Source organism: Leptothrix mechoopdaensis (SeqCode) (assembly GCF_053893855.1).
On record NZ_CM132699.1, the window covers coordinates 4,249,345 to 4,262,716 of the forward strand.

General features: G+C 71.3%; 12 protein-coding genes. 6 read left to right on the forward strand and 6 right to left on the reverse strand.

Going from position 1 to position 13,372, the window contains the following annotated elements; genetic code table 11:
* Position 1 precedes the first annotated feature (1 nt).
* Both ACWA7K_RS18490 and glpD read right to left on the reverse strand, forming a co-directional pair.
* Positions 2-1,087, reverse strand: coding sequence for an ABC transporter ATP-binding protein (locus ACWA7K_RS18490; protein ID WP_456163062.1), 1,086 nt, complete (start codon positions 1,085-1,087; stop codon positions 2-4).
* Positions 1,087-2,832, reverse strand: coding sequence for a glycerol-3-phosphate dehydrogenase (glpD, locus tag ACWA7K_RS18495; protein ID WP_456163064.1), 1,746 nt, complete (start codon positions 2,830-2,832; stop codon positions 1,087-1,089). Before glpD ends, ACWA7K_RS18490 begins: the two co-directional genes overlap by 1 nt.
* Positions 2,833-2,886: 54 nt before the next feature.
* Between glpD and ACWA7K_RS18500 the strand changes: the two genes are divergently transcribed.
* The 6 genes from ACWA7K_RS18500 to ACWA7K_RS18525 all read left to right on the forward strand — a co-directional run bounded on the left by ACWA7K_RS18500 (position 2,887) and on the right by ACWA7K_RS18525 (position 9,156).
* Entirely contained in the window at positions 2,887-3,654 is a 768-nt protein-coding gene (locus ACWA7K_RS18500) for a DeoR/GlpR family DNA-binding transcription regulator (RefSeq protein WP_456163066.1), read from the forward strand.
* A gap of 40 nt (positions 3,655-3,694) precedes the next feature.
* The gene (glpK, locus tag ACWA7K_RS18505; protein WP_456163068.1) at positions 3,695-5,191 is read left to right on the forward strand and encodes a glycerol kinase GlpK; all 1,497 of its coding nucleotides are present in this window, start codon (positions 3,695-3,697) and stop codon (positions 5,189-5,191) included.
* A gap of 178 nt (positions 5,192-5,369) precedes the next feature.
* Positions 5,370-5,744, forward strand: coding sequence for a response regulator transcription factor (locus ACWA7K_RS18510; RefSeq protein ID WP_456163070.1), 375 nt, complete (start codon positions 5,370-5,372; stop codon positions 5,742-5,744).
* Between the two features lie 84 nt (positions 5,745-5,828).
* A complete protein-coding gene (locus ACWA7K_RS18515) occupies positions 5,829-6,719 on the forward strand; it encodes a phosphate/phosphite/phosphonate ABC transporter substrate-binding protein (RefSeq protein WP_456163072.1) in 891 nt (296 codons plus the stop codon).
* A gap of 38 nt (positions 6,720-6,757) precedes the next feature.
* On the forward strand, positions 6,758-8,755 hold the full coding sequence (locus tag ACWA7K_RS18520) for a sensor histidine kinase (protein WP_456163074.1): 1,998 nt from the start codon (positions 6,758-6,760) through the stop codon (positions 8,753-8,755).
* A gap of 29 nt (positions 8,756-8,784) precedes the next feature.
* Positions 8,785-9,156 carry a response regulator transcription factor gene (locus tag ACWA7K_RS18525; protein ID WP_456163076.1) on the forward strand — a complete coding sequence of 124 codons (372 nt, stop codon included), beginning with the start codon at positions 8,785-8,787 and terminating at the stop codon, positions 9,154-9,156.
* A 490-nt stretch (positions 9,157-9,646) separates the two neighbouring features.
* On the opposite strand, the gene ACWA7K_RS18530 is transcribed toward ACWA7K_RS18525, so the two are convergent.
* From ACWA7K_RS18530 to ACWA7K_RS18545, 4 genes are read right to left on the reverse strand one after another with little or no spacing between them, the layout of a single operon-like run.
* A complete protein-coding gene (locus ACWA7K_RS18530) occupies positions 9,647-10,774 on the reverse strand; it encodes an acyl-CoA dehydrogenase family protein (RefSeq protein WP_456163078.1) in 1,128 nt (375 codons plus the stop codon).
* Positions 10,775-10,805: 31 nt separating this feature from the next.
* The gene (locus ACWA7K_RS18535; RefSeq protein ID WP_456163080.1) at positions 10,806-11,525 is read right to left on the reverse strand and encodes an SDR family NAD(P)-dependent oxidoreductase; all 720 of its coding nucleotides are present in this window, start codon (positions 11,523-11,525) and stop codon (positions 10,806-10,808) included.
* A 5-nt stretch (positions 11,526-11,530) separates the two neighbouring features.
* On the reverse strand, positions 11,531-12,658 hold the full coding sequence (hisC, locus tag ACWA7K_RS18540) for a histidinol-phosphate transaminase (protein ID WP_456163082.1): 1,128 nt from the start codon (positions 12,656-12,658) through the stop codon (positions 11,531-11,533).
* 43 nt (positions 12,659-12,701) lie between these two features.
* Entirely contained in the window at positions 12,702-13,370 is a 669-nt protein-coding gene (locus ACWA7K_RS18545) for a LysE family translocator (RefSeq protein ID WP_456163083.1), read from the reverse strand.
* Positions 13,371-13,372 lie beyond the last annotated feature (2 nt).

Consider the following 13,372-nt stretch of genomic DNA (forward strand, 5'->3'; position numbering starts at 1 on the left):
CTCAATGTCCTTGCGCGGTGCGGCGCGGCGGTGCGAGCAGCAGCTCGCCGCGACCGTCGAAGACGTGGACCTGCTGCGGCGCGAGGTGCAGCGTGATCGCGCTGCCCAGCTCGAAGTCGTGCACGCCGGTGAGCTGCGCGACCAGCTCGCCGGCCGGCGTGGCGACGTGCACGAAGGTGTCGGAGCCCGACAGCTCGGCCAGTTCCACCTGACCGGGAATGGCGATGTCGCCGGGCCGTGCCTGCAGGCGCAGCGCGCTGGCGCGCACGCCCACCGTCAGGGCGTTCCCGCCCACGTTCACGGCCGGCAGGGCCAGCGCGAGCACGGCGCCGCCGGCCAGCCGAACGCCGCCGTCGACCGCCTCGGCGGCGATCAGGTTCATCGGCGGGTCGCTGAAGGCGCGCGCCACGCGGATCGACGCGGGGGCGTGGAAGACGTCGGCGGTCGGGCCGTACTGCAGCAGCTCGCCGGCATCCATCACGGCGGTCCAGCCGCCCAGCAGCAGGGCTTCGCCGGGTTCGGTGGTGGCGTAGATGACGGTCGACTCGCCGGCCGCGAACAGCGCGCCGAGTTCCTCGCGCAGCTCCTCGCGCAGCTTGTAGTCGAGGTTGACCAGCGGCTCGTCGAGCAGCATCAGCGGCGCGTTCTTGGCCAGCGCACGGGCCAGCGCGACACGCTGCTGCTGGCCGCCCGACAGCTCGGCCGGCAGGCGCGGCAGGAAGGGTTCGATGTGCAGCCGCGCGGCGATCTCGCGCACCCGGGCGTCGATGCCCTTCTCGCCACGCAGCTTCAGCGGCGAGGCGATGTTGTCGTGGACCGTGAACGACGGGTAGTTGATGAACTGCTGGTAGACCATCGCGACATTGCGCTCGCGCACCGGCACGCCGGTCACGTCCAGGCCGTCGACCGTGACGCGGCCGGTGCTGGGCACGTCCAGCCCGGCCATGATCCGCATCAGGCTGGTCTTGCCGGCCTGGGTCGCGCCCAGCAGCACGGTGACCGCGCCGGGCTGCGGCTGCAGGTCCATCGCGTAGAGCCAATCGGCGGGGCCTACCTTGCGGGTGATGCCCTCCAGCGCCAGTTTCATCAGGCAGCCTTTCTGGATGCGGTGGTGTTCGGGGATTCGTTCAGATCGGCCGGATGCGCCGCCAGCCACTCGGCCACCGCCGCGCGCTGCGGCGCATCGAGGTGCAGGCCGAGCTTGGAGCGGCGCCACAGCACGTCGTCGGCACTGACGGCCCATTCGCTGCGTTGCAGGAAACGCAGCTCGGCCTCGTGCAGGCCGGGGGCGACCTCGGCGCCCAGGTCGGCGAGCGTGGCGGCGTGGCCGATCACCCCGTCGATGCGGCTGCCGTAGGCGCGTGCCAGGCGGTGCGCCAGCGCGGGCGGCAGCCACGGGTGGCGCTGGCGCACCGCCTGGACGAAGCGGGCGAAGTCGGTGTCCGGGCGTTGCGCCGGGCCGATCCAGCCGGACAGGTCGCCGCCGGGCAGCGGGGCGTCGCGGGTCCAGGCCGGGCGGCGTTCGCCGAGCATCCGGCCGATGTCCTCGGCGGCGTCCTCGGCCAGCTTGCGGAAGGTGGTGATCTTGCCGCCCCAGACGCTCAGCAGCGGCGCGGCCTCGTCGTTGGCTTCGAGCAGGTAGTCGCGCGTCACGGCCGAGGCGTTGCCCGATTCGTCGTCCAGCAGCGGGCGCACGCCGCTGTAGTGCCAGACCACGTCGGCCGGCGTGACCGGCTCGCGGAAGTAGTTGGTGGCCTGGGCGCACAGGTAGGCGATCTCGTCGTCGTCGATGCGCGCGCCGGCCGGATCGGTGCCGGGCAGTTCGACGTCGGTGGTGCCGATCAGCGTGTAGTCGCCCTCGTAGGGGATGGCGAAGATGATCCGCTTGTCGGGGTTCTGGAAGATGTAGGCGTGCGGTGCAGCCGGGTCATGGGCGAAGCGGCTGCGCACGATGATGTGGCTGCCCTTGACCAGCCGCAGGTGGCGCGTGGCCAGCGTCTCGCCGCCGGCCGGGCGGGCGACGCCGCGCAGGAAGGCCTCCGCCCACGGGCCGGCCGCGTTGACCAGCGCCCGGGCGCGCAGCGTGCGGCGCGTGCCGTCAGGGCCCTGCAGCGTGACGTTCCAGCCGCTGGCGTCGCGTTCGGCGCCGACGCAGCGGGTGCGGGTGTGGACCTGTGCGCCGTGCGCCTGGGCGTCCAGCGCGTTGAGCACCACCAGCCGGGCATCGTCGACCCAGCCGTCCGAGTAGATGAAGCCGCGCCGGAACTGCGGCTGCAGCGGTTCGCCGGCCAGGTGACGGCGCAGGTCGATGCCCGACGAGCCGGGCAGGACCTCGCGGCGCGCCAGGTGGTCGTACAGGAACAGCCCCAGGCGGATCAGCCAGGCCGGCCGCAGCAGGCTGCCCTCGGGCTGCAGCGGCATCACGAAACGCAGCGGCCACATGATGTGCGGGGCGCTGCGCAGCAGCACCTCGCGTTCCTGCAGCGCCTTGCGCACGAGGTTGAACTCGTAGTACTCCAGGTAGCGCAGGCCGCCGTGGATCAGCTTGGTCGACGACGACGAGGTGTGCGAGGCCAGGTCGTCGGCCTCGACCAGCGTGACGCGCCAGCCGCGCCCGGCCAGGTCGCGGGCGATGCCGCAGCCGTTGATGCCGCCGCCCACCACGAGCACGTCGCAGCCGGCGCGGTCGTCGCTGCGCGGCGTGGAGATCGTGGTGGAGGCGTGTTCGGCGGGGGCGGGCGGGCGGCTCAAGTTCAACAACTCCGTGCGGTTCGTTGGTGATCGTTTCGATTCGCTTTTTTTCTTTGTAGCTGCGCGAAAGCACCGTGTCATCACCGGAATAACCCGCAAGCGGGTTCGTTTCGGCTTGGGCTAGGCTCGCCCCCCATGAATCCGAACCCCCGTCAGGCCGAGCTGCTGGCCGAGGTGCGCGCGCGCGGGTCGGCCACCGTCGAGGCGCTGGCGGAGCGCTTCGGCGTCACGCTGCAGACCGTCCGGCGCGACGTGAAGCTGCTGGCCGAGGCCGGCCTGCTGTCGCGCTTCCACGGCGGCGTGCGCCTGCCCGGGTCGACCACCGAGAACATCGCCTACCGCCAGCGCCAGGCCCTGCACGCCGACGGCAAGCAGCGCATCGCCCGGGCGATCGCGCGCGACGTGCCGGCCGGCAGCTCGCTGTTCATGAACATCGGCACGACGGTCGAGGCGGTCGCGCTGGAACTGCTCCAGCACCGCGGGCTGCGCGTCATCACCAACAACCTGAACGTCGCGGGCATCCTGGCCGACAACCCGGACTGCGAGGTGATCGTCACCGGCGGCCTGCTGCGCCCGCGCGACCGCGGCCTGATCGGCGAGGCCACGGTCGACTTCATCCGCCAGTTCAAGGTCGACATCGCGGTGATCGGCATCTCGGGCATCGAGGCCGACGGCACGCTGCGCGACTTCGACTTCCGCGAGGTCAAGGTCTCGCAGGCCATCGTGGCGCAGTCGCGCGAGGTCTGGCTGGCGGCCGACGCGAGCAAGTTCAACCGGCCGGCGATGGTCGAGCTGGGCCGGCTGGCCGACCTCGACCGCGTCTACACCGACGCGCCGCCGCCCGAGCCCTACGCGCAGCTGCTGGCCGAGGTCGACGTGCCGCTGGTCGTCGCGGCTGGCTGAAGCCGGTCCATTCACCGAGCCCTTTCCGGAGCCTTTCCTCATGGCCTACCTGCTTGCCCTTGACCAGGGCACCTCCAGCTCGCGCAGCATCGTGTTCGACGAACACGGCCACGTCGTCGCGATGGCGCAGCGCGAGTTCCGCCAGATCTACCCGCAGCCCGGCTGGGTCGAGCACGACCCGTTCGAGATCTGGCAGAGCCAGCTCGCCACCGCCCGCGAGGCGCTGGCCAAGGCCGGCCTGGCGGCCAGCGAGATCCGCGCCATCGGCATCACCAACCAGCGCGAGACCACGCTGGTGTGGAACCGCCGCACCGGCCAGCCGGTCCACAACGCCATCGTCTGGCAGGACCGGCGCGGCGAGCCGCTGTGCGCGCAGCTGCGCGAGCAGGGCCTGGCCGACGCCTTCCTGCGCAGCACCGGGCTGAAGATCGACGCCTACTTCTCGGCCACCAAGATCCGCTGGATCCTCGACCACGTGGCCGGCGCGCGCGAGGCCGCCGAGCGCGGCGAGCTGGCTTTCGGCACGGTCGACAGCTGGCTGCTGTGGCAGCTGACCGGCGGGCGGGTCCACGCCACCGACGTCACCAACGCGTCGCGCACGATGCTCTACGACATCGGCGGCCAGCGCTGGGACCCGGCGCTGCTGGCGCACCTGGGCGTGCCCGAGAGCCTGCTGCCGCAGGTCCTGCCGTCCAGCCACGTCTACGCCGAATGTGACGCCGCGCTGCTCGGTGCGGCCCTGCCGATCGCGGGCATCGCCGGTGACCAGCAGAGCGCGCTGTTCGGCCAGGCCTGCTTCAAGGCCGGGCTGGCCAAGAACACCTACGGCACCGGCTGCTTCATGCTGATGCACACCGGCGGGCAGTTCCAGGCGTCCCGCAACGGGCTGCTGACGACCGCTGCGGCGCAGGTGGCAGGCGGGGCGCCGCAGTACGCCTTCGAGGGCAGCGTGTTCATCGGCGGGGCGGTGGTGCAGTGGCTGCGCGACGGCTTGCGCGCGATCCAGGGCAGTGGCGAGGTCCAGGCGCTGGCCGAAAGCGTGCCCGATGCCGGCGGCGTGCTGTTCGTGCCGGCCTTCACCGGCCTGGGTGCGCCCTACTGGGATGCGCAGGCGCGCGGCGCGATCGTCGGCCTGACGCGCGGCAGCACGGTGGCGCACATCGCGCGGGCGGCGCTGGAGTCGATCGCCTTCCAGAGCGCCGCGCTGCTGCAGGCGATGGACCGCGACGCGGTGGCCTCGGGCGGCTCGCCCGTCACCGAGCTGCGGGTCGACGGCGGCGCCTGCGTCAACGACCTGCTGATGCAGTTCCAGGCCGACCTGCTGGGCATCCCGGTGGTGCGGCCGCAGGTCATCGAGACGACCGCGCTGGGCGCGGCCTACCTGGCGGGTCTCGCCACCGGCGTCTGGCGCGACGCCGACGAGCTGGCCGGCCACTGGCGCGTCGAGCGCACCTTCATCCCGACGCTGCCACGCGACCAGGCGGCCGAACGCATGGCGGCCTGGGACCGCGCGGTGCGGCAGGCGACGGCCAGCTGATCGGCGACAGGGGGTCGGGTATCGGCGGTTTTCGTGTCCGGTTGCGCGTCCTGCGACCGGACAAGCGCCCGAACTTCCTGCGTTTTCTCAAGTTCACCGCGCCGCAGACGAGATCCAATGGACGGTCCCCCCATCTGGCTCGCCCTCCTGGCGCGCGGTCGGGGCCAGGTGACGTCCGATGAAGATCCTGATCGTTGAAGATCAAGCCGACCTCCGCAAGCTCATGCAGATGACGCTGGGCCTGGAGGACCATGAACTGCACGAGGCTGCCGATGCGCACGCCGGCTGGGACGCGGCGCTGGCCGTGCTGCCCGACCTGGTGCTGCTCGACATCATGATGCCCGGCACGATGGACGGTCTCGACCTGTGCCGGCGCCTCAAGTCCGACCCGCGGACCGCGCATTGCAAGGTCGTGCTGGTCACCGCCCGCGGGCATCGCAACGACATGCAGATCGGCCACGACGCCGGCGCCGACGACTACCTGCTCAAGCCTTACAGCCCGATGCGGCTGCTGGAGGTGGTGGCGGCGATGGCGAGCCGGCGTCCGGCGTGATCCCTGCACGCTTGGCGTGCCGGCCGGCGCCTGTCGGTCCTTAGACTTCCACCCACCGTTCTCCAGCCTGACCCGGAGCGACCGATGAACCCGATCCTCGCCGCCCTGCGCCGCCTCGGCGGCCGCGTGCTGTCCTCCTGCCTGACCACCTGTCTCGGTGTCCTGGGCCTGCTGGCCACGGCGCCGGCGCAAGCCCAGGAGGGCGATGTCTACCGCTTCTCGCCGGTCAACCAGTACGGCATCGCGGTGACGGCGGCCTACTGGAATCCGATCATGGCCTACGTCTCCGAGAAGAGCGGGGTCAAGCTGCAGCTCAAGATCGGCCGCACCTCGGCGGACACCACGTCCTATGTGCTGGCGCAGGAGGTCGAGTTCATCTTCAGCAACCACCTCTTCAGCCCGGAACGCGAGGCGCTCGGCTGGAAGGTGTTTGGCCGACGCCTGACGCCGCCGGTGCACAGCCAGATCCTGGTGCCGGCCGAGTCGCCGATCACCGAGCTGTCGCAGCTGGCGGGCAAGGAAGTCGCCTTCCCAGGCCCCGAGGCGCTGGTGGCCTACAAGTTCGCCGCTGCCCAGCTGATGAGCCGCAAGATCGAGTTCAAGACCGTCTTCGGCGGCAACATGGATGGCGCCTTCGGCCAGCTGTTCAGCGGCAAGGCCGCCGCCGTCGGCGCCAACTCGCAGCTGGCCGAGGGCTACACCCGCCGCGAGGGCCGCAAGTTCCGCGTGCTGTGGCAGTCGCAGCCGCTGCATGACCTGGCGCTGATGTCGGCCTCCAAGGTGCCGGACAAGGTCCAGAAGGCCGTTGCGGCCGCCTTCCTCGGCATGCATGCCGACCCGAAGGGTCGCGCGGTGCTGACCCAGGCCTCGGCCCAGGTCGGCCTGGGCGAGGAAGCGTATTTCGTCGCCTCCGACGGCAGCGAATACGCCGGCTACCGCGACTTCTACCGGACCGCGCCGCCCAGCCTGCGCTGAGCCTCCGCAGCCTTCCTGCCGCCCTGCTGCACGCTTCCGTGACGCGACTCCCGCCGCTACGCCTGCTCCCGCGCTCGCTGGTCGGGCGGGTGTTCGCGCTCTATTCGGTCACGCTGCTGGCCTTCGTCGCCGTCGGGCTGGCGCTGTTCTACCGCTACCAGCTCAGCGTCGAGCTGGAGGAGGCGCAGCTGCGTGCCGACGCGCTGAGCGCGGTGATCAAGCCGGCCATCACCGACAGCGCGGTGATCGGCGACTACGACACGATCCACCGCACGCTCGAGAGCGCGGTGCACCACCCGTCGTTCGCGCAGGCGACCTTCATCGACCTGGTCGGCGGCATCGTCAAGGCGACCCGCAATGACGCGCCCGAGGTGGCCGCGCCCGGCTGGCTGCTCGAACCGGTGCGCAACCGTCTCTATGACACCAACCTGCCGATCAGCGTGGGCGGGCGCGACTACGGCGTGCTGCGCCTGAGCTTCGCGGCCGAACGCATCGCCGGCGGCCTGTGGCAGCAGACCCGCATCGCGCTGGTGCTCGGCATGCTGGCGCTGGTTGGCGGCCTGCTGCTGATCCGCTGGCCGCTGGTGCGCTGGCTGGGCAAGCTCAGCCGGGTGCACGACTTCGACCAGGCGATGCGCTCCGACGGCGCGCCCTTGCCGATCCCGCTGGCCGAGGACGCGCCGATCGAGTTCCGCGAGACCTTCGAGGTGCTCGGCCGCGCCGCCGCCAGCGTGCGCGGCCAGCGCGAGCAGGCCGCCGTGTCGCTCGAAGCCTTGCGGCGCGTCCTGGAGGATCTGACGCCCGGCATGCCGGCAGCGGCGGCCTCGGCACCCGACGACCTGGCGGCCATCTCGCTGATGATTTCCGAGCTGGTGCGGCGGCTGCGCGAACGCGGCGCGCAGCTCGACGCGATCTTCGCGCTCAGCGCCGACGGCTTCGTCTCGTTCGACGCCTCCGGCCATGTCAACTACGTCAGCCCGGCCTTCACGCTGCTGACCGGCCAGCCCGAGACCGAACTGCTGGGCGCCGACGAGCACACCGTCGAACGCCTGATCAACGGCCTGGTCGACGCCCCGATGCGCTGGCGCGGCTTCGCGGCGATGCGCCAGGCGGGCCTGCCCGGCGCCGCACCGGAAGGGCAGGGCGATCCGGTCTCGGAAGCGCCCGCACGCGATCGCATCGAGACCCGCCGGCCGGCCCGCCGCACCTTGGAGATTGCGCTGCGCCTCGGTGACAGCCAGGTGATCTCGCAGGTGCTGTCGCTGCGCGACGTCACCTACGAGAGCCTGGTCGACCAGATGAAGAGCGAGTTCCTGTCGACCGCCGCTCACGAGCTGCGCACACCGATGGCGAGCATCTACGGCTTCGTCGAACTGCTGATCCGCCGCAAGATGTCGCCCGAGAAGCAGGCCGACGTGCTCGAGACGATCCACCGCCAGAGCTCGCGGATGATCGCCATCATCAACGAGCTGCTCGACCTCGCCCGCATCGAGGCCCGGCGCGGCCAGGACTTCGTGCTCGAGACGCTGGACCTCAACCAGCTGCTGCCCGAGGTCCTGCACGACTTCAAGCCGCCGCAGGAGCGCGAACAGCCCGGCTGCGAGTTGCAGGCCCAGCCGTCGTGGGTCCGCGTCGACCGCAACAAGCTGACGCAGGCGGTCATCAACGTGCTGTCCAACGCCTACAAGTACTCGCCCGACGGCGGTGCCGTGCAGGTGCGCCTGGTGCGCGAGACCGGGGACGGCGTCACGCCGGCCAGCATCGGCATCGAGGTTCGCGACCACGGCATCGGCATGAGCGCCGATCAGCTGGCGCGTGTCAGCGAACGGTTCTATCGCGCCGACGTGTCGGGCAACATCGCCGGCACCGGGCTGGGCATGAGCATCGTCAAGGAGATCATCGAGCTGCTCGGCGGTCGCCTGATGCTGGCCAGCGAGCCGAGCGAAGGCACGACCGTGACGCTGTGGCTGCCGCGCGCCTCCGCACCGCGTGCGCCCGGTCAGCCGGCCAGCGACTTCCTCTCCCTGGGCACCTGAGCGCGTCCTCATTCATTGCCGATCTCGACATGGCCCGCATCCTGGTGATAGAAGACGTCGCCGACATCCGTCGGCTGATCCGCTGGAGCCTCGAACCCGAAGGTCACGTGATCGTCGAGGCCTCCGACGCCCGCCGCGGCCTGATGGCGCTGCGCGACGGCGTGCCCGACGCGATCGTGCTCGACGTCATGCTGCCCGGCGACGTCGACGGCCACGCGCTGTGCCGCACGCTGCGGTCCCAGCCGCAATGGGAGGCCATCCCCGTGCTGATGCTGACCTCCCTGGCCAGCGATCGCGACCGCGCCTCCGGCGAAAAGGCCGGCGCCACCGCCTACCTCACCAAGCCCTTCGTGCCGATGGAGCTGGTCGAGGTGATCGAGGCGCTGCTGCTGCCGGCCTGAGATGTCTGCGTCGCCGGAGGGCGACGGGTATGGACCCCTCACCCTGCCCTCTCCCGCAAGGGGAGAGGGAGTCTTGCCCTGTTGTGACCGGTGTTGTTGACGGTGGCTCATTTGATGAGCCATTCACACCACGACGCCAACGCGACACCCTTGCACCGTAGTCATCCCTCTCCCCCTGCGGGAGAGGGACCGAGGGTGAGGGGTCTCTCGCCAGGCGCGCCAACCCGCCGCCCAGCAAGTGCGTCGCCGGAGGGCGACGGGAATGGACCCCTCACCCTACCCTCTCCCGCAAGGGGAGAGGGAGTCTTGCCTCGTTGTGATCGGTGTTGTTGGCGGTGGCTCAGTCGATGAGCCAGTCACGACACCACGACCCCACTTCAGCGAAACACCCTTGCAAAGCAGTCCTCCCTCTCCCCCTGCGGGAGAGGGACCGAGGGTGAGGGGTCTCTCGCCCGTCGCGCCCCGCCTCGCATCACCCCGATCCGCTCCCTCAGAGCCCGCGCCCGATCAGGATCCGCTGGACGTCGCTCGTGCCCTCGTAGATCTGGCAGACCCGCACGTCGCGGTAGATGCGCTCGACCGGGAAGTCGTTGACGTAGCCGTAGCCGCCGAAGGTCTGGATCGCGGCGGAGCAGACGCGTTCGGCCATCTCGCTGGCGAACAGCTTGGCCATCGCGGCTTCCTTCAGGCAGGGCAGGCCGGCGTCCTTCAGGCTGGCGGCGTGCCAGATCAGCTGGCGTGCGGCCTCGATCTGCGTGGCCATGTCGGCCAGGCGGAACTGGACGGCCTGGTGGTTGAAGATCGCCGTGCCGAAGGCGACGCGGTCGCGGCTGTAGGCCAGCGCGGCCTCGTAGGCGGCGCGCGCCATGCCCACGCTCTGGCTGGCGATGCCGATGCGGCCGCCTTCCAGGCCCGACAGCGCGATCTTCAGGCCCATGCCTTCCTCGCCCAGCCGGTAGGCGGCCGGGATGCGGCAGTTCTCGAACAGGATCTGGGCCGTGTCGCTGCTGTGCTGGCCCATCTTCTCCTCCAGCCGCGCGACCGTGTAGCCGGGCGTCCTGGTGGGCACGAGGAAGGCGCTGATGCCCTTCTTGCCGGCGGCCTTGTCGGTCACGGCCATGACGATCGCGACGTCGCCGTGCTGGCCGCTGGTGATGAACTGCTTGACGCCGTCGAGCACGTACTCGTCGCCCTCGCGCCGCGCGGTGGTCTTCAGGCCGCCGGCCTCGGAGCCGACGTGCGGCTCGGTCAGGCAGAAGGCGCCGAGCATCTCGCCGCGCGCCAGCGGCTTCAGGAACTGCGCCTTCTGGGCGTCGTCGCCGAAGGCCATCAGGATCGAGCAGACGGGGCAGTTGTTGACGCTGATGACGGTCGACGTGCCGCCGTCGCCGGCCGCGATCTCCTCGAGGATCACGGCCAGCGCGAGGTAGTCCAGCCCCGCGCCGTCCCACTCGGTCGGCACCGCGACGCCGTAGCAGCCCAGCCCGGCCAGGCCCTTCAGCGCCTCGGCCGGGAAGGTGTGCTCGCGGTCCCATCGCGCCGCGTGCGGGGCGATCTGGTCCTGCACGTAGGCGCGCACGGCGTCCTGCACGGCACGGTGGTCTTCGCTGAGCAGCATCGGGGTGTCTCCAGGGGGTGGTCTTGTCGGCTCACCAGGGCAGCGGGCTGCCGTCGTGGTTGCGCAGGGTGCCGTTGTCGGCGGGGGTCAGGCCGTCGAGCAGCCGGCGCAGGTCGGCGGCGCTCTCGGCCGGATCGAGCTGGCCGCCGGGGCCGCCCATGTCGGTGCGGACCCAGCCCGGGTGCGCGGCGATGCAGATGGCGCGGCCGGCCAGCGCCAGCGAGACGTCCTTCAGCACCGAGTTCAGCGCCGCCTTGGAGGCGCTGTAGAGCCAGCTGCTGGCGCCTTGCCGGCCGCCGATCGAGCCCAGCACGGAGGTCATCACCAGCAGCCGCGCACCGGGCGCGAGCGCGTCGACCAGCTGCGGGATGACCTGCATCGGGCCCAGCACGTTGACGTGCATGACCGCGTCGAAGTCGGCCACCGACGGGCTGTCGAGCGTGCGCAGGCGCGGGCCGAACACGCCAGCGTTGACGAACACGCGGTCGAAACCGGCGCCGTCGAGCTGCCAGGCCAGCGTCGCGACGCTGGCCGGCTGGGTGACGTCCAGGCGCAGCGCCCGGGCGCCGAGCGCGCCCAGCGTCATCAGCGCCTCGTCGTCGCGGGCGGTGGCGACGACCTGTTCGCCGGCCGCGACGGCCTGCTGCGCCAGCGCCAGGCCGATGCCGCGCGAAGCGCCGATCACCAGCGTGCGCAGGGCGCGGGCACCGCGTGCCGGGGAGGGGGCGGAGGAAGAAGTGGAACTGCTCATGCTCGTCAACCTTGCTGTCCGAGGATGTCGCGCAGCGCCGCGACCAATGCGTCGCACTGGGCGGGCGTGCCGATGGTGATGCGCAGCCGGTCGGCGATGCGCTCGGGCCGGCTGAAGTGCCGCACCAGGATGGCCCGCTCGCGCAATGCGCGCGCCAGCGCGGCGGCGTCGTGCTGCGGGTGGGCCGCGAAGATGAAGTTGGCCTGCGAGGGCAGCACGTCGAAGCCGAGCCCGGCCAGCTCGGCGGCCAGCTTCTCGCGGCTGTCGATGACGGCCCGCGTGGCGCGCGCGAACCAGTCGGCGTCTTCCAGCGCAGCCTGTGCGCCGACCAGCGCGAGGCGGTCCAGCGGGTAGGAGTTGAAGCTGTCCTTGACCCGCACCAGCGCCTCGATCAGCTCGGCGTGGCCGAGTGCGTAGCCCACCCGCAGGCCGGCCAGCGCCCGCGACTTCGACAGCGTGTGGACCACCAGCAGGTTCGGGTGCGTGGCGATCAGCGGCACGGCCGATTCGGCGCCGAAGTCGACATAGGCCTCGTCGACCACGACCACCGTGTCGGGCAGGGCCTTGAGAAGGCGCTCGATCCCGGCGCGCGCCACGCCGCTGCCGGTCGGTGCGTTCGGGTTCGGGAAGATCACGCCGCCCGCGTCGTGCGTACGGGCCGCCGCGATCAGGTCGTCGACCTGCAGCTGCAGGCGGCCGTCCAGCGCGACCGTCTGCGGCGTGATGCCGTAGAGCCGGCAATAGGTCGGGTAGAAGCTGTAGGTGATGTCGGGGTAGAGCAGCGGTCGGGCCGAGCCGTCGGCGCGGCGGTGGTTCAGCAGCGCCTGGAAGGCATGCGCCAGCACCTCGTCCGAGCCGTTGCCGACGAAGACCTGCGCGGCGTCCAGCCCGTGCAGCCGGGCCAGCGTGTCGCGCAGCGCCGAGGCGGTCGGATCGGGGTAGAGGCGCAGGCGCTCGCCGGCCTCGTTGCCAGGGCTGCCCGCCATTTCCGCCGCGATGGCGGCGGCCACCTTCGGGCTCGGCGGCCACGGATGCTCGTTGGTGTTGAGCTTGATCAGCTGCGCGATCTTCGGCTGCTCGCCGGGCACGTAGGGGCTCAGCGCGTGAACCAGCGGACTCCAGAAACGGCTCATCGGGACAGGGTCTCGGTCAGGAAGGACAACAGGAACAGGCCCGTCAGGGCCGCGGCGTCAGCGCCAGCCGTGCGGCCAGGCCGATGAACAGCGCGCCGGTCAGGCCGTCCAGCGCGCGCTGCACCGCGACGCCCGGCCGCCAGCGCCGCAGCGGCGCGACCGCCAGCACCAGCACGGTCAGGAAGACGGCGCTCTGAAGGACAAACCACGCGCCCAGCGCCAGGAAGGCCAGCGTCTTGTGCGGCGCATCGGCGGCGATGAACTGCGGCAGCAACGCCAGGAAGAAGATCGCCACCTTCGGGTTCAGCATGTTGGTCAGCAGGCCCTGCCGGAAGATCGCACCGGCCGTGACCGCCGGGGCGTCCACCGCCGAACCGACGTCGACCTGCGCATCGCCCGGGGCCACGGCGCGTCGCTGCAACGCCGATCGCAGCGCGCCCAGCCCCAGCCACAGCAGATAGGCCGCACCCGCCCAGCGCACCACCTCGAACGCCGCCGCCGACGTCGCCATCAGCGCCGCCAGCCCGAACGCCGCACCGACCGCATGCACCACGCAGCCGGCCGAGATCCCCGCCGCCCCGGCCATGCCGCCCCGCACGCCGTGCTGCAGCGTCCGCGTGATCGTGAAGACGAGGTCGACACCGGGCGTGGCGTTGAGCACCAGCACGGTGAGGCTGAAGAGGGTGAGGTCCTGGAGGCCGAGTGCGCTCATCG